Origin of the sequence: Psychromonas hadalis ATCC BAA-638 (assembly GCF_000420245.1) — a bacterium.
Taxonomy (GTDB): domain Bacteria; phylum Pseudomonadota; class Gammaproteobacteria; order Enterobacterales; family Psychromonadaceae; genus Psychromonas; species Psychromonas hadalis.
On the sequence record NZ_ATUO01000017.1, the window covers coordinates 14,888 to 36,236 of the forward strand.

The 21,349-nt window shown below is 39.4% G+C and carries 18 protein-coding genes and 1 CRISPR repeat array; of the genes, 13 read left to right on the forward strand and 5 right to left on the reverse strand.

The genetic code is table 11. From position 1 onward, the window contains the following. Positions 1–71: 71 nt before the first annotated feature. On the reverse strand, positions 72–1,469 hold the full coding sequence (locus G322_RS0103735; protein ID WP_022940472.1) for a DEAD/DEAH box helicase: 1,398 nt from the start codon (positions 1,467–1,469) through the stop codon (positions 72–74). Then, positions 1,463–2,032, reverse strand: coding sequence for a hypothetical protein (locus G322_RS0103740; RefSeq protein WP_022940473.1), 570 nt, complete (start codon positions 2,030–2,032; stop codon positions 1,463–1,465). The genes G322_RS0103735 and G322_RS0103740 overlap by 7 nt, the downstream gene beginning before the upstream one ends. A 156-nt stretch (positions 2,033–2,188) precedes the next feature. On the opposite strand from G322_RS0103740, the gene G322_RS0103745 reads away from it, so the two are divergent. The 5 genes from G322_RS0103745 (at position 2,189) to cas6f (ending at position 7,572) form a co-directional block, all read left to right on the forward strand. Further along, complete coding sequence (locus G322_RS0103745) at positions 2,189–2,449, forward strand: helix-turn-helix domain-containing protein (protein ID WP_022940474.1); 261 nt, start codon at positions 2,189–2,191, stop codon at positions 2,447–2,449. A 96-nt stretch (positions 2,450–2,545) separates the two neighbouring features. Beyond that, positions 2,546–3,775 (forward strand): TniQ family protein, encoded by a 1,230-nt coding sequence (locus G322_RS0103750; protein ID WP_022940475.1) that lies wholly within the window; start codon positions 2,546–2,548, stop codon positions 3,773–3,775. Beyond that, positions 3,769–5,871: a type I-F CRISPR-associated protein Csy2 gene (locus G322_RS0103755; protein ID WP_022940476.1), complete on the forward strand. Its 2,103-nt coding sequence runs from the start codon at positions 3,769–3,771 to the stop codon at positions 5,869–5,871. Before G322_RS0103750 ends, G322_RS0103755 begins: the two co-directional genes overlap by 7 nt. 13 nt (positions 5,872–5,884) lie before the next feature. Further along, positions 5,885–6,964: a type I-F CRISPR-associated protein Csy3 gene (csy3, locus tag G322_RS0103760; protein WP_022940477.1), complete on the forward strand. Its 1,080-nt coding sequence runs from the start codon at positions 5,885–5,887 to the stop codon at positions 6,962–6,964. Continuing rightward, positions 6,961–7,572: a type I-F CRISPR-associated endoribonuclease Cas6/Csy4 gene (cas6f, locus tag G322_RS0103765; RefSeq protein WP_022940478.1), complete on the forward strand. Its 612-nt coding sequence runs from the start codon at positions 6,961–6,963 to the stop codon at positions 7,570–7,572. The genes csy3 and cas6f overlap by 4 nt, the downstream gene beginning before the upstream one ends. Before the next feature lie 128 nt (positions 7,573–7,700). Further along, positions 7,701–8,148: a CRISPR direct-repeat array (repeat unit 28 nt; unit sequence GTGACCTGCCGGATAGGCAGCTGAAAAT). A gap of 680 nt (positions 8,149–8,828) precedes the next feature. Here the strand turns inward: cas6f and G322_RS0103775 are convergent. The 3 genes from G322_RS0103775 to G322_RS0103785 form a co-directional block, all read right to left on the reverse strand. Then, positions 8,829–9,965: a glycerate kinase gene (locus G322_RS0103775; protein WP_022940479.1), complete on the reverse strand. Its 1,137-nt coding sequence runs from the start codon at positions 9,963–9,965 to the stop codon at positions 8,829–8,831. Positions 9,966–9,975: 10 nt separating this feature from the next. Then, complete coding sequence (locus G322_RS0103780) at positions 9,976–11,238, reverse strand: GntP family permease (protein ID WP_022940480.1); 1,263 nt, start codon at positions 11,236–11,238, stop codon at positions 9,976–9,978. Positions 11,239–11,369: 131 nt separating this feature from the next. Then, positions 11,370–12,512, reverse strand: a complete 1,143-nt coding sequence (locus tag G322_RS0103785; protein WP_022940481.1) for a sugar diacid recognition domain-containing protein — start codon at positions 12,510–12,512, stop codon at positions 11,370–11,372. A 140-nt stretch (positions 12,513–12,652) separates the two neighbouring features. Between G322_RS0103785 and cysD the strand changes: the two genes are divergently transcribed. The 8 genes from cysD (at position 12,653) to G322_RS0103825 (ending at position 20,973) form a co-directional block, all read left to right on the forward strand. After that, entirely contained in the window at positions 12,653–13,561 is a 909-nt protein-coding gene (gene cysD / locus G322_RS0103790) for a sulfate adenylyltransferase subunit CysD (protein WP_022940482.1), read from the forward strand. Between the two features lie 221 nt (positions 13,562–13,782). Beyond that, the gene (gene cysN, locus G322_RS0103795; protein WP_022940483.1) at positions 13,783–15,216 is read left to right on the forward strand and encodes a sulfate adenylyltransferase subunit CysN; all 1,434 of its coding nucleotides are present in this window, start codon (positions 13,783–13,785) and stop codon (positions 15,214–15,216) included. A gap of 6 nt (positions 15,217–15,222) precedes the next feature. Continuing rightward, a complete protein-coding gene (locus G322_RS0103800; protein WP_022940484.1) occupies positions 15,223–16,947 on the forward strand; it encodes an SLC13 family permease in 1,725 nt (574 codons plus the stop codon). Between the two features lie 11 nt (positions 16,948–16,958). Beyond that, positions 16,959–17,558 carry an adenylyl-sulfate kinase gene (gene cysC / locus G322_RS0103805; RefSeq protein ID WP_022940485.1) on the forward strand — a complete coding sequence of 200 codons (600 nt, stop codon included), beginning with the start codon at positions 16,959–16,961 and terminating at the stop codon, positions 17,556–17,558. Positions 17,559–17,570: 12 nt separating this feature from the next. After that, positions 17,571–17,915 (forward strand): hypothetical protein, encoded by a 345-nt coding sequence (locus G322_RS0103810; RefSeq protein ID WP_022940486.1) that lies wholly within the window; start codon positions 17,571–17,573, stop codon positions 17,913–17,915. Between the two features lie 64 nt (positions 17,916–17,979). Further along, a complete protein-coding gene (locus G322_RS0103815) occupies positions 17,980–18,897 on the forward strand; it encodes a manganese-dependent inorganic pyrophosphatase (RefSeq protein WP_022940487.1) in 918 nt (305 codons plus the stop codon). Positions 18,898–19,006: 109 nt separating this feature from the next. Beyond that, a complete protein-coding gene (gene mpl / locus G322_RS0103820; protein WP_022940488.1) occupies positions 19,007–20,368 on the forward strand; it encodes a UDP-N-acetylmuramate:L-alanyl-gamma-D-glutamyl-meso-diaminopimelate ligase in 1,362 nt (453 codons plus the stop codon). Next, the gene (locus tag G322_RS0103825; protein WP_022940489.1) at positions 20,368–20,973 is read left to right on the forward strand and encodes a flavin prenyltransferase UbiX; all 606 of its coding nucleotides are present in this window, start codon (positions 20,368–20,370) and stop codon (positions 20,971–20,973) included. Before mpl ends, G322_RS0103825 begins: the two co-directional genes overlap by 1 nt. Positions 20,974–21,349: the final 376 nt, after the last annotated feature.

The window sequence follows — 21,349 nt, forward strand, 5'->3', positions numbered from 1 at the left end:
CCAAGCTAAGGGTAAGCTTCTAAGGCGCTAAGGGGGCGTTAGCGACTTAATCTTCACACTCTACCAACAGCCTACAACCCAATAAACGTCTCAATAAGCTTATTCCTAAACCCTCCAAAGCTTTCCAGTGATGCAACATTAGGCAAGCCACCACTTTGACTCTCTGAGCTTGCCACAGGCTCACTGAACGACAATTCATCAAGTAACACACTCACTTGTATTGGTGAAGTGTTAATGGTGGCTGAAGCCGCTGTATCGCTATTGTGGGTTATCGAAAAGCGTTGTTCTTGATGGTTGCCTCTTGCTAGTACTGAATAATCTGGAAGCTCTTGGTCAATTCTATTGGCGAAGGTGCTTAGTTTCTCTTCAGCTAGCGTAAATAACCAAGCCTCTTGGTTGGGTGAGTTACTCACTCTCAATATACGACCTAAGACTTGCCTAAAGTAGAGTTCTGTTTTTACTCGGCTCAAATGACAGCAGACTTGTAAGCGTGGAATATCGGTTCCCTCTGATACCATGCCTACGCTGACTATCCATTGGGTATTACTAAAACGAAAGTGGTTAATTCTATCGGCTGCCTGAGTTTCCTTGTAGGTAACAATCGTAGCTGATTGTTGAAACTCATCTGTTAGCATGGCAAGTATCTGTTGTGCGTGCTCAACAGAAGCTGCAACGATGAGTCCTGCAGCATTGCTATTCAACTGCCTAATTTCAGCTAGCTTACTCACCCCTTGTGCAACAATATAATTTATCACCACCTCATTTTTAATCAGGTCTTGATATGAGATAGAGGGGGATTTTAACAGCTCTTGTAGTGAGTGATAGGTTTTAATCTCTTGGTCTGAATTGGTAACAGAAATCTCTTCATTATCAATTAATACGATCTTGGGGTTGCGACAAACACCATCTTTAACAGCCTGTTGAAGAGAGTAGGTGTAGTTACATTGGATCTTATTATCAGGATCGCTATAGGTTGCTAGTGCGATAGGGAGTAAATCTGATCGCCAAGGCGTGCCTGTTAGTGCGAGAGTGAAAGAGGCTTGCTCTTGAATGTTGCTAACAATGTCTTGGCCCCATACATTAGCGTCATCAAAGGACGAACCCGCACAGTGATGTATCTCATCAAATACCACCAACACACGATTTTTTTTTAATAACTTCCAATAATCATCATTAAAAAATCGCATATTTTGATAGGTATAAGAGCAACCAATTGATCCAATAACTCCATCAAAATTACAATTAAGGCGATGTGAGAATACACTTCTAATCGTTTCTGAAATAGTGCTCGATGGCGAGAAACACAACACAAAATCTATTTGATCTGTTTCAAATAGATAGTTGGCAATCTCTGAAGCTAATACAGTTTTACCTGCACCGGGCGTTGCTAAGCATAAAAAGTGTTTATTATGTGTCGCATAGTGTTTTTTTACGCTTGCTAAACACTCTGCTTGCCAGACTCTTAACATGCTTGATAACCTGTTATCGAGTATCCTAATACTTTCTGTAAAGCATGTACTTTACCAAGCAGTTGTACCGATTGATTCTTAGCTTGGCGTTGATGCCCCTGTAGTTTTTTCTTCAATTCAGGAAAACGTCTAGAAAGGCGAGTGTACTCTTTTACTTCTTCTAAACTGGCATTCAAATCAACTTCGTAAGCCATTAACTGGTTTTCTAGTAATGCGTTAAGGTCACTTTCTGTTTGAACTGGCTGAGTAATTTCTGTTTTTGCGGGAGAGGGGATTTTATTCTCTCGTTTAACAGGGGTAATTGTAGATGCAAAAAACAGCTCTGTTTTTGAATATAGAACTCTTTTTACTTCTCCATGACAATGATCTTTTCGCTTCAATAACCCCTTGTTAATATTGCGCAATAGCTGTCGGTATATGAATTTTCTAGCTTCGGTTGAGTCAGTAAATTCAGTGTGTTCCGCTAACAATGCATCTCTCGCTTCCTTGACAGTAAAATCATTCATTTTCTTTATTACCAAAAGATAATGTAAAAAAATATTCATATCGACCTGCTGGCTCATTGCACTACCCCGTAAACAAACATAAACTTAGTATTCCTAAGTATACATATCAATGTAAAAACTAGACAATCAATTTTATGTGAGAGTTATTGAGATGAAATACCAGTGCAGGTTAAATCCTTTTTTACAGAGCGTCTTAAAGAGGCTCGCAAGAACATGAAAATAAGCCAGAAAGACTTAGGTATTAAAATTGGGATAGATCCAAGCTCAGCAAGTGGCAGAATGAATCACTATGAGACTGGTCGCCATATGCCTGATATCGCCATTTTAAAAAAAATGGCTACGGAACTTAATGTGCCAATTAATTACTTTTTCTGTGAATCAGAAGAGAGTGCAACGCTAGCGTGTTTAATTGATAAGCTTGATGAGGGTACAAAAAGGAAGCTCATTGAACTTCTAAAACAGAGTGATACATAATTTGACAATTAATAAGTATCAGTTGCTCTAACTACTTGCTATTTTGATTGAACAAATCTACCTTAAAACTAAGGATTCCTAAGTTTTTGGTGTGTAATGACATTTCTATTTTCTCCTAAAGTACGTCCATTTGTTGATGAAACGTTAGAAAGCTATCTGTTGCGAGTTGTTGCAGAGAACTTTTTTGGCTCATATGAAGAACTCAGCTTAGCAATCCGAGAAGAACTTCATGAGCTTGATTTTGATGCGCATGGTGCGTTTCCTATCGAATTAAAAACACTGAATGTTTATCACGCCAAGCATAATAGTCATTTTAGAATGCGCGCTTTGGGTTTGTTAGAATCTTTGCTTGGACTTCCTGCTTTTGAATTACAAAAATTAGCGTTATTTAAGTCAGATAAAAGCTTCAATGGTGCTAGCGCTGTGCATCGTGATGGTGTGGATATTCCACTCTGCTATATTCGCTATAGTGATGAAAAAGGTAAGAGTAGCATACCTATTTGCCCGCATTGTTTAACTGAAGATGGTTATGTTAAGCAGGTGTGGCATATTAAGTTGATTGATGTTTGTGTCAAACATCGTTGTAACTTGATTCACCATTGTCCTCAATGTCAGCAACCTCTTAATTATATTGAAAATGAATCACTCATTTATTGCTCCTGTGGTTTTGAATTATCAAAAGCGGAAGCTTCTATCGCTAGTAAAGGCGATATAGCGTTAGCTGAAAACTTGATGAAAGCTGAGTATTCACCCAATAACCCTCTGTTTCAAAGTAGTTCTATTTCACAGCGTTTCGCAGCCTTGTTTTGGTATCAAAAAAGATATTCAGCAGATAGCGCATCCTGTTTAAAGGAGGCGGGAACATTTTTTAGTCACTGGCCTGAAAATTTTTATGATGAGTTAGATCGTGTGAGCGAAAATGCGGAATCCAAGTTGATTGAGTTATTTAATCACACCGCATTTCATTTTATTTATGGTGATCTTATCTCCTCTTTACCAAATTTAAATGCGCATGAAAAAGAGCCTCACTTTATTCGAGTTGCATTGAACTTATATCTAACTCGTTTGGTTGAACGTAACCCAAAATCTAAAAAACCTAATGTGGCTGACCTGTTAATTAGCATTTCAGAGGCAGCAAGGATATTAGATACCTCACATGAGCAAATATATCGGTTATATCAGGATGGTATTTTACGCAGTAGTTTTCGCCAAAAAATGCGTAATCGAATTAACCCGCATATTGGCGTATTCTTTTTACGAGAAGTTATTGAGTACAAATGTAGCTTTGGGCGAGACAAACAAAGGATGTACTTATCAGCATGGTAAATATTCTACATATAAAAGAACTGTTAAATGATACTGATATTGCACTGCGAGATGTCGCGTTAAGGCATGCTTTCAGTAGTTTCACGGAACCCGTTGATATTACTGGTTGTGAAAATAGTGCATTGATTATTTTGTTGAATTTAACCTACCCACGTAAAAAGGTAGATGATTTACTCAATAAAAAATTGGCAAAAAAGACGCTAAATAACGAAGTACATATTGAAAACTGCTTAGGTGAGGTGCAGTGGCTCCATTCTCATAATTTAAAATACCCTGATATTCGGGTAAGTAAACAGAGGTTGCTGGTTGCTCTTCCTGTTTTGCATCGTTCAGTATTAAGTAGTGCTAATTTTGAAGCTTGCTTAGGTTGGTCACATGATTCAGCGAAGGTAAATTTTGCTAAATTATTTGATTGTCATTTTGTGTGGCAGGGTAAAAAGAGTTGTCTCGCTAGACTATTAGTTGAAGAGCAAGCTAAATGGAAAGTGGTATTTCAATCTTTGGGAATGCCAGTAAAAGACTACCTAAACTTATCTGCTCGTATTAATAGTTTTTTGCCTGAGTGTTCACAGCCTGAAATTGTTGATAGGCATTCACCTCAAATAAGGTTGCCATACCATGACGGTTACACTGCGTTAACCCCTGTTATAAGCCATGCAGTTCAATCTGAAATTCAGCAGGCATCAAGACAAAGGCGTGGGAAATTTACTCACGTAGAATTTACTCGGCCAGCTGCGGTGAGTGACTTAGTTTCATCTATTGGCGGTAATGTTTGTGTGTTGGATTATCCCCCTCCTATCAATAAAACTGTTCATGGTTTAACGCATTCTCGATTATTCAGAGTGTTAAATGGTGAGTCAGTATTAAACATTCATGCTTTGGTTCGCAGTCAATTTAGAGATGGTATAACAGGATTTTTATCAATCGGTAATGCGTTGGCGTTAAAGCAACGTCGAGAACAAAAAGTAACTTCGATTAAACAGATCAGAGCGGGTTTAGCAGAGTGGCTTGCTCCTCTTATAGAGTGGCGCTTAGAAGTTAAAGATAATGGGAGAGGGCTAGTCCAGCTTGAAAGTTGTAAAGGTAGTTTAGAGTATCAATTTTTAACCGTAACAGATGATCAATTGGCTGAGTTGACCGTTCCGTTATTTAGCTTATTAAATACGACATTATCAAACTTATCTGCCATGGAGAAATATGCTTTTCATCAGCAATTGATGCCTGTGTTGAAAAATCACTTAAAGTGGTTATTAACTCATATTGCCGATGAAGATAAACAATTTTACTCTGATGCAGAGAATAACCGATCACGTTACCTTTATTTGAAAGGCTTGAGAGTTTTTGATGCACAAGCTTTATCAAATCCATACTGTTGCGGAACACCATCTTTAACTGCTGTTTGGGGAATGATTCATCGTTATCAACGCAAGTTAAATGAAGCCCTTGGAGCAACAATTAGATTAACTTCGTTCTCATGGTTTATTAAAGAGTTCTCTTATGTCACTGGTAAAAAGCTCCCTGAAAAAACGATGCAGGGGCCAAAACAAAATCAGTTTAGGCGACCTAGCATCATTGATAATAAACATTGTGACTTGGTATTTGATTTAGTTGTGCATATTGATGGCTATGAAGAAGAGTTGCTTCTTTTAGATTCACAACAAGCGTTACTCAAAGCGTGTTTTCCCGCTAACTTTGCAGGTGGTGTGATGCACCAACCTGAGTTGAGTGAAGGTAATGATTGGTGTGACTTATATAGTAGTGAGGTGTTGTTATATAAAAAACTGAGTCGGCTCCCTATGTCTGGTCGCTGGATCATGCCAACAAAGCATAAAGTGAGTAGTGTAAAAGAGCTTATTGAACTGCTAAAAAAACATACATCTTTATACCCAACAATGTTTGGTTATCTTTTATTAGGCACACCGCAAAAAAGAACAGGTTCGTTAGGTCGCTTACATTGCTATGCAGAGCCGACTATCGGAGTTGCAGAGTATGTTTCTCCTATTGATATAAGGCTTCAAGGGATAAAAAACTACTTTAATAAGTCTTTTTGGATGCTAGATGCTCAAGAGTGTTCTATGTTAATGAAAAGAGTATAAATAAAGGTGGCTTATGGAAATATGCAACATATTAAAATATGACCGTTCTCTTTATCCTGGCAAAGCGGTTTTTTTCTATAAAACGGACGATTGTGATTTTGTTCCACTTGAAGCTGAAGTTAGCCGAATCCGTGGTCAAAAGGCTGGTTTCACTGAAGCTTTCACGCCCCAATTCACGCCTAAAAATTTAGCTCCTCAAGACTTAACTCACTGTAACCCTCTAATTATTGAAGAGTGTTCTGTTCCCCCGAATATTGAATATCTATATTGTCGCTTTTCATTAAGAGTGCAAGCCAATTCACTTAACCCTTCTGGCTGTAGTTCTCCTGAAGTATTTACTTTGCTAAAAGAGTTTGCGAATACATTTAAAGAGTGTGGAGGCTATAAAGAACTAGCAACTCGCTATTGTAAAAATATTATATTAGGGACTTGGTTATGGAAAAATCAAAATACAGGCAATACCGAAATTGAGATTAAGACCAGCGGAGGCAATAGCTATAAAGTAAAAAACACGCGACTGCTTGCTTGGGAAAGTACTTGGCCACCAGAAGAGAAAGAGCTGTTAGATAAGTTAAGCGAAGAGGTGCATCAAGCGCTTACTGATCCAAGTGTATTTTGGAGTGCTGATATAACTGCAAAAATTGAAACCGTTTTTTGCCAAGAAATTTATCCTAGCCAGATCCTTACTATTAACAATAAACAGACTGAGGTACCTAAACCCGTTGAAGCGACCAAGCAGTTTGCAAAAGTGAAGTGTGTTGATGGGCGATATGCTGTTAGCTTTAATTCCGTAAAAATTGGTGCCGCGTTACAATCTATTGATGATTGGTGGGGAGATAACGCGTGTAAACGCTTGCGGGTTCATGAATTTGGCGCTGATAAAGAGTTAGGTATAACTCGCCGTTCACCAGAGGTTGAAAAAGACTTTTATTCCCTCCTTATAAATGCAGAAAGTTATAAAGCAGAACTAACTAAAAATGCAAAAGAGGAGACAGGGGCAATCACTGCCAATATATATTATCTGTTTTCGGTGTTAATAAAGGGTGGAATGTTCCAGAAAAAGGCTGAGCATAAGAAGAAGGAGAAAGTATGAAAAGGTATTTTTTCATGGTGCATTTTGTACCAGAGGAGGCTAACTGTACTTTGTTGATGGGGCGTTGCATCTCTATTATGCACGGGTATATATCGAGACATAGTATTGAAGGAGTTGGTGTTACTCTTCCAGCTTGGTCTGATATTTCTATTGGTAATGTCATTGCCTTTACTCATAGTGATAGCTATATGTTGAACGAGCTGAGGCAACAATCGTATTTTCAGGACATGCAAGAGTGTGGGTTTTTTAAGTTGGGTCAAGTCGATGATGTCCCTAATGACTGCATTGAAGTGAAGTTTCGCCGTAATCAACAGATAGCGAAAATGTTTGTTGGTGGGAATAGAAGACGGTTAAAGCGTCTTAAAAAACGTGCTCTAGTAAGAGGGGAACCTTTTTCTCCAGAGAGGAAGATTAAATCAAGAGAGTTCGAGGTATTCCATCGAATAGCAATAAGCAGCAAAAGCAGTCAGCAAGATTATCTTCTGCATATTCAAAGGGATGTTGTTGATAAACAAGAGGAGCCAGAGTTTAGCTGTTATGGGTTTGCATCTAACTCTAAACTAAATGGAACGGTTCCTGAATTATCACTATATATAGGGAGGATTTAACCCTTTATTTGATAGTTATTGTAACTTATTGATTAAATAAGGGATGATTCAGCGGTTTTAATTTTGGTTAAATCGTTCTTTTTATTCTTACTTATTGATTTTATGTAGGTAAGTTATAAAAGCTTATTGTGACCTGCCGGATAGGCCGCTGAAAATATTTGCATGTGAAGTGGATGCACAGCAAGCAAGTGACCTGCCGGATAGGCTGCTGAAAATTTTTGGTCATTACCATTTTCCCTTTTGGGAAAGTGACCTGCCGGATAGGCAGCTGAAAATATTTGCGTACATGCGCATTTTGCCCACTAAATGTGACCTGCCGGATAGGCAGCTGAAAATAATATTACTCATGAGCAACTGGACACCTTGATGTGACCTGCCGGATAGGCAGCTGAAAATACTATTGCCGAGTAACGCTTAATACTCCTATGGTGACCTGCCGGATAGGCAGCTGAAAATGAAACAAACCAAAAGTTAATTTTCATGGGTTTGTGACCTGCCGGATAGGCCGCTGAAAATAATCAAGGGCGCACCTTTAAATTTAATTTCTCGTGACCTGCCGGATAGGCAGCTGAAAATAAAAATAATCGTTTCGATGTTTATGTTAATCAAATCCTGCCGAATAGGCAGTAAGTAATTGACGTCTAATAAGTAAGCCTCCTTTTATGTGAGTAACATATTAAAGGAGGCTTTTTTATGCCTTAAATATGTACGTACTTACCATGTAAGGCTTGGTAAGTTTATTACACTTTACTGACGGTAGAAAAAGAGCTGTTGTTTTTTGTCAGTGTATGGTTATATTTTATGCATAGTGTATGGATATAGTGTCCACGTAAATATAGGAGTTTTATGAGTGTGTTATGTCAACAATCAGCTTCAGCGACATTTATCTTCGGGTCTAATACCCCGCAGCTTGCTGCGTAAAGGCTTTTGACCTTAGAGTAGCCAAAGTTACGGCTGTTTACCCTGGTGGAACGAATACAGAATTTCGAGAGCAAGCCCGTCCGTAATATATGAGCCCAGAAAGTGTCGCGACAATGATTAGCCAGTTACTGACAAACCCTGAAGATGTTGTTGTGCATGAGCTAACATTTCGTCCCCCTGTAGAAATTGAATAGATATAGTTACCCTCATCATTTACGAGTGTTCTCTGACTTGGTGTGATTTCCAATAATATAATCAGTGATAGGTATTTTAGCCTCTAGAAAACAAAACAGCCTTCAATTTGAAGACTGTTATTTATGTTTTTAAAAATTGTTTTATCGTAGTTGTATTTTTAATAAAGCTGCAATATTACAGGCGGTTTTTTCAATATTAAAAGCGGCATTCTTCATTGCATTATCAAGTGACATTGCCGCTGGTATGGTACTGAATACACTATTGATGCCGTGCTCGTAAACCACTTCACAATCATCTGATAAACAGCCGGCAATACCGATCACTGGTAGGTTATATTTTTTTGCTGCACGCGCAACACCAACAGGGGTTTTACCGTGAATGGTCTGGCTATCGATACGTCCTTCACCCGTAATAACCAAATCTGCATCACTGAGAATTTTATCAAGGTTAACGGCATCCATTACAATGTCAATACCTGGGCGTAAACTGGCATTAAATAGGGCTAATAGGGTTGCACCCATGCCACCTGCTGCGCCTGCGCCTGCACTGTTTTTGATATCTTTACCAAACTGCGTTTTAAGCAACTCTGCATAGTGGGCTAGGTTATCATCTAGCTCGGTGACCATCTTGATTGTTGCCCCTTTTTGTGGTCCAAAAACAGCAGATGCGCCTTTTTCTCCACATAATGGGTTATCCACATCACAGGCAATTTCAAGTTTTACTTTAGCCAGTCGAGAGTCCATATTACTGGTATCAATGGTCACTAAATCGGCAATAGCACCACCACCAAAGCCTATCTCTTGGCCCTTTTTATCGAGCATTTTAACACCCAGAGCTTGTGCCATACCGATGCCTGCGTCATTGGTTGCACTGCCACCGATGCCGATAATAATGTGATTAAAGCCTTTATCTAAAACGGCTTTGATCAATTCACCGGTGCCGTAGCTAGTGGTTAGCAAAGGGTTGCGTAATTCAGGCTTTACCAAATGCAAACCAGATGCCGCCGCCATCTCTATGATGGCGGTTTTTTTATTACCCATCAGACCATAAAATGCTTCAATCTGCTCACCCAAAGGTGCGCGGACAAAACAGGTTTCAATGTGACCGTTACTTGCATCAATTAATGACTGCACAGTACCTTCTCCGCCATCTGACATGGGTAATTTTATATATTGTGCATCGGGTAACATCTTCTTAAAACCAGTTTCAATCGCGTTGGCAACCTGCATTGCCGTTAAACTTTCTTTATATGAATCAGGAGCAATAATAATTTTCATGGGTTTTCCTTTAAACAAATAGGCCAAATACGCCAAACATAAGGGTTGAAACAATTGCGATCATCAGACCCACTGCTGATTCATACGGGATCAGTTTTAAACGTTCTTTAATATCCATATGCACCGCACCGCCAGTGGCATGGAAAAAGCTACCGTGAGGCATGTGATCAAGTACGGTTGCACCGGCATGGATCATGGCTGCACCTGCTAAAGCGGGTACGCCTAATTCCAGAATGGTCTGGCTGAAAACACTGGATGCAACTGCTGAGCCTGCGGTTGTAGATGCGGTAGCGAGTGACATTAATGAACCAGAAATAGGTGCAAGTAAATAAGAAGGTAGACCTAATGTTGTTAACACATCAATAAGAGTACCTTTTAAAGCTGAATTAGCAATAATACCTGCCAATGTACCTGTACCTAATAACATAATGGCAACGGGTGCCATTCTATTTAATCCTGAAATTGTAAATTTATTGATATCTTTAAAACGTCCCATTGCTAATGCTCCGAGTAAGCCCCCTAACGGTAAGGCAATTAAAGGATCAATGTTTATTCCTGCAAAAGGACGTAAGGATAATAATGAGATAGCAACTAAAGGAGCAACAATAGAGACCTTAAAACTAGGCAACTGACTTGTCTCTAAACTAATGACCTCATGAGGGGATACTTTACTGCCTTTATTAACCAGTTTTTTGGCAATAAAATAAGCTAAAAATAAACCACATAAACCAGGAATAACACCCGCAAGCATGACCGAGGTAAGGGGGACATGAAATGCGTCGGCAACGGCAATGGCATTTGGATTTGGGGACATGACGTTCCCTGCTTTTCCTCCGCCTACCATTGCTAATAAAATTGCCATTTTAGAAAGATCTGCTCGTTGTGCGATAGCAAGGGCAATAGGGGCAATAGTAATAACGGCAACATCAACAAACACACCTACTGCGGTTAATATCATCGTAGCGATAGCTAAAGCGAGTAAAGCATGTGTGTCACCGACCTTCTTTATGATGGTTTCGGCAATGGAAGTTGCCGCGCCAGATTCAATCAGCACACCTGCTAAAATACCTGCTGCTAAAATACGTAATACGGCGGTGGTAATACCTTGTGCTCCACCTATCATTAGAGTGATGGTTTCCGTTAATGATACGCCACCGATAACCCCACCAATCAGCGCTCCTATCATCATGCCGTATACGGGAGGGACTTTCTTTAAAATAAGAACAATTGCAATAATAAGTGCGACCAAGGCACCTAAGGTTGAGACTTCCATATTATGTACTTCCTTTTTGTTTAATTGAAGATGCACAAGGTACGGAAAATAAAATAAATAATCTTTAGGCAATTGAACAAATTATCTACAGGAGAAATGATTGTTTTTGTGCTGTTGCACAATTTAAATTATTAAGTAACGGTCATTATCGATAAATATAAACGTGTCTTATCGTCTATCTTATTGATGTTTAGCCCTGTTTCCTGTTCTATTTTTTCTAGTCGATAACGTAAAGTATTACGGTGTATATAAAGAGCCTTGCATGTTTGTGCTATGTCACAGTTTCGACTAAAAAATAACTTTAGGGTTTTTAGTAATACCCCTTTCGGATCATTTTGTCTTAATTTTTCCAGCGGTTGTAGCAGTTGCTGGTAAGACCAACAGTCCTGTTTTAATCCATGCAGTAAAACGGGCAGGATATGATCTTGGTAAAACAGGATATTATCTTTACTGTTGGAGGACTCAAGTGTTGCTTTGGCACTTTTAAAGGACTGGCTTAACCCTTTCAGATCTGGGAAATAATTACCGAAGGCGATGCGGATGGTGAATTTTTCTTCGAGTGTAATGCGCTGGATCAGTTTTTTTGCGCGTTTTTTTTCTAATTGACAGGACCAGCCTGATTCATCAAGTATGATCGATTTTAACACTAATATTTCATTTTTAGAAACAGAGACAATGGCAACAAGGTTATCTCGCTCGGGAAATTCTAGAAGGTGTACTAATCTTTGAAGATGCGTAAGTGATAGTGGCTGTCCTTCAAAAGGGGTTACTTTGACCAGGACTGCAATACGCGGTTGAATGGGATCTAAATTGAGGCGCTGGGTGATGGAATGCAGTTGTGTTTCTGTTAACTCTGAAGGTAAAGCAAGTTGCAGTATTGACTCTTCTCTATGTCGTTTATTCCATTGAATTTGGGTGATAAGCTCAGCTTGTTCAACAATTAACTCGGCCGTCATTTTAACCAGCCCACCGTAAAAACGTACATCATCAGGGTTACCTGAAATGCCCACCACACCGATGGTTTTATCTTGAAAAATAATCGGCAGATTAATCCCAGGTTTTACGCCACGTAGCTGCTTGGCTGTGGCGTTATCTATCTCTACAATACGGTTTTCATTAATGGCCAATAATGCCCCTTCATGACGCGCACTAATTCTCTGTGCATCCCCTGAGCCGATAATAATGCCTTGCTCGTCCATTACATTGACTGAGTATTTAATTATTTTCATAGATCGCTCTACAATTTGTTTCGCGATGGCTTCATTTAATTGCATTTTTATCTCCTATTAGTCTCGCTATTATAATTCCGTTATTCTTTTTTGTAATAAAAAATCCAGTTTAAGTATTTCTATTGTTATAAGCAGATCTTTATAGTGTTTCTATTGATAAAGCAATTTGCTTAATGGAGAAACAGATGAGCTCAGAACGATTAACCCACCTTCAGCAACTTGAAGCTGAAAGTATTCATATCATCCGCGAAGTCGCGGCTGAATTTGATAACCCTGTGATGATGTATTCAGTGGGTAAAGACTCTGCTGTTATGTTGCATCTTGCACGTAAAGCATTTTATCCGGGTAAAATTCCTTTCCCATTGATGCACGTTGATACCACGTGGAAATTCAAAGAGATGATCGCCTTCCGTGATAAAATGGCGAAAAAATATGACTTTGAATTGTTAGTACATACTAACCAAGATGGGGTTGATATGAATATTAACCCGTTTGTTCATGGTAGCTCAGTGCATACCGATATTATGAAAACCCAAGGTTTAAAACAAGCATTGAATAAATGGAAATTTGATGCGGCTTTTGGTGGTGCGCGTCGCGATGAAGAGAAATCTCGCGCGAAAGAGCGTGTGTATTCATTCCGTGATAAAAATCACCGTTGGGAGCCTAAAAGCCAGCGTCCAGAGCTTTGGAATACCTATAATGGTCAAGTAAACCGTGGTGAAAGTATCCGTGTTTTCCCTCTTTCAAACTGGACTGAACTGGATATCTGGCAGTATATCTACCAAGAAGATATCGATATTGTGCCACTGTACCTTGCCAAAGAGCGTCCTATTGTTGAGCGTGATGGCGTTAAAATCATGGTGGATGATGATCGCTTTGTATTAGAGGAAGGTGAAGAGATTAAGATGGAAAGTGTTCGCTTTAGAACGCTTGGTTGTTACCCACTAACGGGTGCGGTGAGTTCTACGGCTTCCACACTCCCTGAAATTATTGAAGAGATGCTAGTGGCAACCACCAGTGAGCGTGAAGGTCGATTAATTGACAGTGATCAATCGGCTTCGATGGAGCTTAAAAAGCGCGAAGGTTATTTCTAAGACAGGCTTCAACCCGTCACGATTATAAAATTTTAAGTGTTTTATATAACACAGATCGTAAATGCGCAGGACTAAGCCATTTATGTCTAGTTCAAGGCGAAAAAGCGCAGTTTAGTGGTTTAAATGAGCATTTTTCAACATGGTTATCGACAGATAACTGAAGTTTTAATTTGAACGAAACTTAAAGGGCGACGGCCTGAGTAATTACTTAAGGATAGATAATGAATTCAGATATATCAGCAGAGATCAAAGATAAAGGTATAGAGAAATACCTAAGTGATCAACAACATAAAAGCCTATTGCGCCTATTAACTTGCGGTAGTGTAGATGATGGTAAAAGTACCTTAATTGGTCGTTTGTTACATGACTCGCACCAAATTTATGAAGATCAGTTAGCTACTTTGCGCAACGACAGCCAAAAGTCAGGTACTAATGGCAACGAGATCGATTTAGCACTGTTGGTCGATGGATTGGCTGCAGAGCGTGAGCAAGGCATTACCATTGATGTGGCTTATCGTTACTTTTCAACAAAGAAACGTAAATTTATTATTGCAGATACGCCGGGGCATGAGCAATATACACGTAACATGGCAACGGGCGCTTCTACTTGTGATCTTGCTGTTATCTTGATTGATGCGCGTTATGGCGTATTAACACAAACTAAACGTCATAGCTTTATCGCATCATTACTGGGCATTAAGCATTTTGTGGTTGCGGTTAATAAGATGGATTTGGTGGATTTCTCAGAAGATAAATTTGAAGAGATCAAAGCCAGTTACCTTGAGTTCGCACAAGAATTAGAAAATGGCAGTGATTCTCGCATTATCGAGTTCATTCCACTTTCTGCACTTAACGGTGACAACGTGGTCAATGACAGTGAATTTACCCCTTGGTATACCGGTGGCTCGCTATTAACACTATTAGAAAACGCACCGATTAAATCCACCAACCGTGATGCACCATTTCGCCTACCAGTACAATGCGTGAATCGTCCTAACTTAGATTTTCGTGGTTTCAGCGGTACGATTGCTGCCGGCACGGTGAAGGTTGGAGACAGTGTTACCTCTTTACCATCAGGTAAAAGCTCAACGGTTAAAGCGATTGTTACTTTCGATGGAGAGTTACAGACTGCTTTTTCTGATCAAGCGATCACACTGACATTAAATGATGAGATTGATGTGAGTCGCGGTAATGTATTGGTGGCTACGGATAAGCCCGCTTTTGTGGGTAATGCATTTAAAGCTGATATCGTGTGGATGACAGAAGATGCGTTACAACTTAACAAGCAATACGATATTAAAATCGCTACTAAGAAAACAACCGGTGCTATCACGGCGATTGATTTTAAAGTGGATGTGAATACCTTAGCGAAGACAGAAGCTGATACGCTTGAATTGAATGAAATAGCTTGTTGCGAAGTGCAATTAACGGAACAAGTTGTTTTTGATCTTTACCAAAATGTGACTTCAACAGGTGCTTTTATTATTATCGACCGTTTAACCAATGTCACTGTTGGTGCGGGTATGATTAAAGAGGTACTAAATACCGTTACTACCACACATGAGTTTAGTGAGTTTGAACTTGAATTTAACCAGTTAGTGATTAAGCATTTTCCACATTGGCAAGCGCTTGATTTGACTAAGTTAAGCAAGTAATAAAAAATGACATCACTCCAAGGAACGGTATTAGCCATTTTAACAGTGTTAGTGGTATTGCTTATTACCACTAAAATCAAACCTGCGTTACTTTTTGTTGGTGCATTGGTTATCTGTTATATCAGTGGTTTAATTGAAGTGCCTGAGTTGATGGCGAATTTTGCTAACGAGTCACTATTAACATTAGTCTTACTAATGGTGATTTCGGGCGCATTAGAAAAAACACGACTGATTGCGTTGATCAGTCAGTGTTTTTCCAAAGGCAGTTACAATCAAGTCATCTTTAAATTAACCCTGTCAACAGCCTTTTTATCCTCCTTTATGAATAATACCGCCGTGGTTGCTTCGCTCATTAGCGCAGTAAAACGTAATAATCAACATGCACCCTCACGTTTATTAATTCCCCTCTCTTATGCTGCTATTTGCGGTGGCACATTAACGCTAGTGGGTACATCAACTAACTTAATTGTAAACAGCTTTGTGGTGGAAAAGGGGCTACCGAGTTTAGGTTTTTTTGAATTTACGTTGGTCGGTTTGGCGGGGCTCGTTGTCGGGCTATTTGTATTAATCGTTTTTAGTCGTTTGTTACCTGATCGACGTGTAGATAATAGCGATCAAGCCAGTTATTTTTTAGAAGCAAAAGTAAAAACAGGCTCGCCGTTAATTGGTAAAAGTATCAGTGAAAATAACCTGCGTAACCTACAACAAATTTACCTTGCTGAAATTGTTCGTGAGGGAGATAAAATTTGCCCAGTATCACCCGATGAAGTGATTCAAGAGAAAGATAGATTACTGTTTTGTGGTGACGTGAGCAGTGTTTCTGTGTTGCAAGATATTCAAGGGTTAGAGCTATTTGCAGAGCATCAACTGACAGGGCAAAATCTGGTTGAAGTGATCATCAGTCCCTCTGCCAGTTTGATCGGAAAGACCTTAAAAGAGAGTTACTTTCGAGAAAATTTTGATGCTGTGGTGGTTGCTATCCGTCGTGGGCATAGTCCGCTTGAAGGTGGGCTTGGTAAAGTTGAACTGCGGGAAGGGGATACATTGGTATTAGCCCCGGGTAAAAACTTTGAAAAGAGTAAAGATTTACGCCGTAATTTTGTCGTGATCAGTGGTATCGATGCCAGTACACGTTTAGATTTTACCCGCAGTTGCAGTGTGATTGTTGGCTTCATTAGCGTCATTCTACTTTCCGTTTTTAGTATTGTGCCACTGTTTAAAGGTTTGTTAGTATTACTTATTGGCTCGTTGTTAATGGGCGCACTTAACTGGAATGAAGTACGTCGCCGTTTTCCTTTAGAAATTTGGGCCATTGTTGGCGCTGCACTCTCTTTAGCACACTTAATGTCAAGCAGTGGACTCGCGGATTGGTTAGGTCTGTTATTACAATCGAGCCTCAACGGTTATGGTGTATTAGCTGCCTTTATTGCCATCTACTTTGTGACATTATTATTAACCGAACTTATCACCAACAATGCAGCTGCCGCGTTAGTGTTTCCTATCGCTTATAGCTTATCGGTCGCTTATGGTTCCGATCCGATGCCGTTTATTATGGCGGTTATTTTTGGCGCAAGTGCGAGTTTTATCTCCCCTTATGGTTATCAAACAAACTTGATGGTTTATAGTGCGGGTGATTATGAGTTTAAAGATTATTTGAAAATGGGCATTCCGATGTCTATTTTATATTCAGCGGTTGTACTGTTTACTATTCCGTTGCTATTTCCCTTTTAAGAGAGTCTTATATGTCTACTAATGAGAATATTGTTTGGCATGACCATGCTGTTGATAAAAAACAACGCAGTGAGCAAAAAAAGCAGAAACCTTGCGTATTGTGGTTCACTGGGCTGAGTGGCTCAGGTAAATCAACGGTTGCAGGTGCGGTCGAGCAAGCACTGGTAAAAATGGGTGCACACACTTATTTGCTTGATGGTGACAATGTTCGTTTAGGTTTATGCAAAGGGTTAACCTTTAGCGATGATGATCGTAAAGAGAACATTCGCCGTATTGGTGAAGTCGCTAAGTTGATGTCTGATGCCGGACTGATCGTATTAACGGCCTTTATCTCCCCGCATCGTATTGACAGAGAGCAAGTACGCCAACTGCTACCAGAAACAGAGTTTATCGAAATTTTTGTGGATACACCATTAGCGATTTGTGAGCTACGCGACCCCAAAGGTTTATACAAAAAAGCACGAGCAGGAGAGATTAAAAACTTCACGGGTATTGATAGTGTTTATGAAAAGCCACAACATGCAGAAATTCGTGTTGAAAATGGTGATGAACCATTACAAGTTGCAGTAGAAGTCATTATTAACTATCTTAAAGACAACAATTACCTTTAAAAGGCATGAGAGATGCAACGAATACTCTTCATTATCTTAGTTAGCCTATTCTCTTTTTCTGTCTTTGCGGGAAAAATCACTATCGAAAAAAGTGATTCATTAATTCGTAACGATGTTTTTGATGAAAAAAGGGAGCGTGCAGAGGAGTACAAGCGACGAGAGGCGGAGCGCAATGCTGAAAATTATCGCTGGTCATCTTCAATCAACCCTAGTTGTGTATTATTAAAAAATAGATACCTACTCTATTTTTGTACCTCAAATGGTCGCTATTACAAAGGCGATGAATCAAACAATCGCCCACAATATCGAGAGCTCTCAACGCAAGAAGTCAAAAAACTACGCCGTGAAAAAGATTAACAGTTTAAATTTAGATCGGTTATTCTGCGCGCATATTAATTAACAAATATAAAAGGTAATAAAGATGTTAGTACTTGGACACCAAAACCCAGATTGCGATAGTTTATGTAGTGCTATCGGCCTTGCTGCGCTGTTTAACAAAATCGGTCGCCCAGCGACCCCTGTTTTACAAGGTGAGCCAAATCCTGAAGCGCAATACTTATTAGCACAAGCTAATTTTGCAACACCTGAAATTCGCACTGAAGTCGCAGGTGAAGAGATCTTTATTGTTGATTACTCTGATTGGGGTCAAGGCACTAGCGACATGAAAAAAGCAACAATCTTAGGTATTGTTGATCATCATAAACTGGGTGACATTACTACATCTACACCCTTAGAGTGTTGGATCTGGCCTGTGGGTTGTAGTGCAACGATTGTTTACAACATGTATAAATTCCATAACCAAACACCTGATACTGATGTTGCCAAACTGATGATGGGCGCCATTATTTCTGATACGGTTAATTTTAAAGGGCCAACTACCACGGACATCGATAAAGTGGCAGCTAAAGCGCTCGCTGAAATTGCGGGTGTTAGCGATATGCAAGCCTTTGCAGAAGCACAGTTTGAAGCAAAATCTGATATCGCAGACGTTTCTGCTGCTGAACTTATATTACGTGACCAAAAAGTGTTTGAGATGGCGGGTGAAAAACTGGCTATCGGTCAATTAGAGCTAACCTCACTTGAAACGGCATTTAGCAAAAAAGATGAGATGTTGGTTGAGATGGGACAACTTCAAGCAGACAAAGGTTACCACTCAACAATTGTCTTATTAACCGATATTAATAAACTCGATACCACCGCTTTGATCATCTCTAAAGATGCACAAAAAATAGCAAAAGCATTAAACAGTACCGTTATTGATCATGCTTTTGAGCTACCGGGTGTTGTCAGTCGTAAAAAACAGATTATTCCATTTTTACAGAAAGCGTTTGAAGGTTAAGCAATTAAACTTTTAAATATTGAAAGGGCGAACATCAACAGGTGTTCGCCCTTTTTTATTACTTATCTTTAAGTTACCCTCACTATTCTAGTTCATCTTTGAGGTTTTTATGCATATTCATATTCTCGGTATTTGTGGCACCTTTATGGGCGGTGTTGCTATTCTTGCCAAATCATTAGGTTATAAAGTAACAGGCTCAGATAAAAATGTTTATCCCCCTATGAGCACACAACTTGAAGAGCAGGGTATTGAGCTGATCCAAGGGTTTGATCCAAGCCAATTAGATTGCAAGCCTGATTTGGTGGTAATTGGTAATGCCATGAGCCGTGGTAATGCCTGTGTTGAAGCGCTACTTGATAAACAAATCCCGTATACCTCTGGGCCACAATGGTTATTAGAGCATGTATTAAAAGACCGTTGGGTATTAGCGGTTGCTGGAACGCATGGTAAAACATCCACTTCGAGCATGCTTGCTTGGATTTTAGAATACGCCCACATGAAACCCGGTTTTTTAATTGGTGGAGTGCCAGAAAACTTTGGTTTATCTGCTCGTTTAGGTGAAACACCGTTTTTTGTCATTGAGGCAGATGAATACGACAGTGCCTTTTTTGATAAACGATCTAAGTTTGTGCATTACCATCCACGTACTTTGGTATTAAACAACCTTGAATTTGATCATGCGGATATTTTTGATGACTTAAATGCCATTAAAAAGCAGTTTCATCATCTAATTCGCACAGTACCAAGTACAGGGCGGATTATTTTGCCGAATCATGATCAAGCATTAATGTCTGTTAAGCATATGGGGTGTTGGAGTGAAGTCGAGTATTTAGATAATAGCTTGGGGGGGAATTGGTCAACACAAAAAGTAAAACAGGATGGCACACAGTTCGAGGTTTATTTCAACAGTGAGAAAAAGGGACAGGTAAATTGGCCGTTAATGGGAGATCATAATGTTGCTAATGCCCTTGGTGCAATTGCAGCTGCTCGCCATGTAGGCGTGACCGCTGAAATCTCCATTGAAGCACTCGCTGAATTTAAAAGTATTAAGCGCCGTATGGAAGTGAAAGGTAAGGTTAATAATATTACCGTTTACGACGATTTTGCCCATCACCCTACTGCGATTAAAACTACGCTTGCAGGACTGCGCGCAAAAGTAGGTAATGAAAGAATCATTGCTGTATTAGAGCCTCGCTCAAATACCATGAAATTAGGCATACATAAAGAAGCGATTGTAAACGCACTTAATGAAGCTGATCATGTTTACTGTTTTGAAAGTGCAGGTATTAGTTGGTCAATGCAAGAGATGTTTGCCGAGCAGGGCAAAGATGTGGATATATCAAATGATATAGATGTTCTTTGTGACAAATTGGTTGCCATTGCAAACTCAAATGATCACATTCTAATTATGAGTAATGGTGGTTTTGGTAATATTCACCAAAAGCTACTTGATAAGCTTGGAGGTGAGTGATGTTTAGTGAAAAAATTACCTTAGCAGTAACAGGCGCATCGGGCAGTGGTTATTTCTTGTCTTTGTTACAAGCGCTAGTCGATAACAACTGTCAAATATACCTGCTGTTATCCGATGCCGCTAAAATAGTGTTAAAAACGGAAGTTAATGAAGATTGGCCAACAGAAATTGAAATATTAAATCTGTTTTTACAGAAGCGCTTTAATAGCAAAGAGAAACAGATCATCGCACTGGGCAGTAAAGATTGGTTTTCGCCAGTCGCATCGGGATCATCTGCGCCGAAAAAAATGGTTATCTGCCCCTGCAGTTGTGGCACGTTTGCTTCTATTGCACAGGGACTCTCTAATAACTTGATTGAGCGTGCCGCTGATGTGATATTCAAAGAGAGGGGATTACTTATTATCACACCAAGAGAAACCCCTTTTTCTACATTACATTTACGCAATATGCTTACTCTGTCAGAATTAGGGGTCACTGTAATGCCATTAGCACCCGGTTTTTATCATCAGCCACAATCTATCGCTGATTTACAAGACTTTATGGTGGCGCGTTTATTAGATCATCTTAAAATTGAACATAAAATTAGTAAACGATGGTGCGAATAGTAATTTTAAATCACAAAATGGTAATAATTGTTTATTAACTAAACGTAAATATAAACGTTTTAATAATCTGACATTTAATTGCAATAAAGAGTTGCCAAGGTGATTTAGATCCCTATAATGCGACCCCACAGACAAGGCAACTAACGCAAGTTACTAACCGAGTCCGAACCAACAAACTCAGTGAGTTTGAGCCAACAAAAACTTTTAAAGTAATTTAAAATAACATGTTGACAAGGTTCAAGGTTAGCGTATTATACGCACCTCGCCGAAAGGCACGCTCTTTAACAATTTAATCAAACAATCTGTGTGAGCATTGATAGACGATTTCAAAAAAGTCCACTCTCCTCGTGAGAAGGGGACAAAAAGAATCAATATC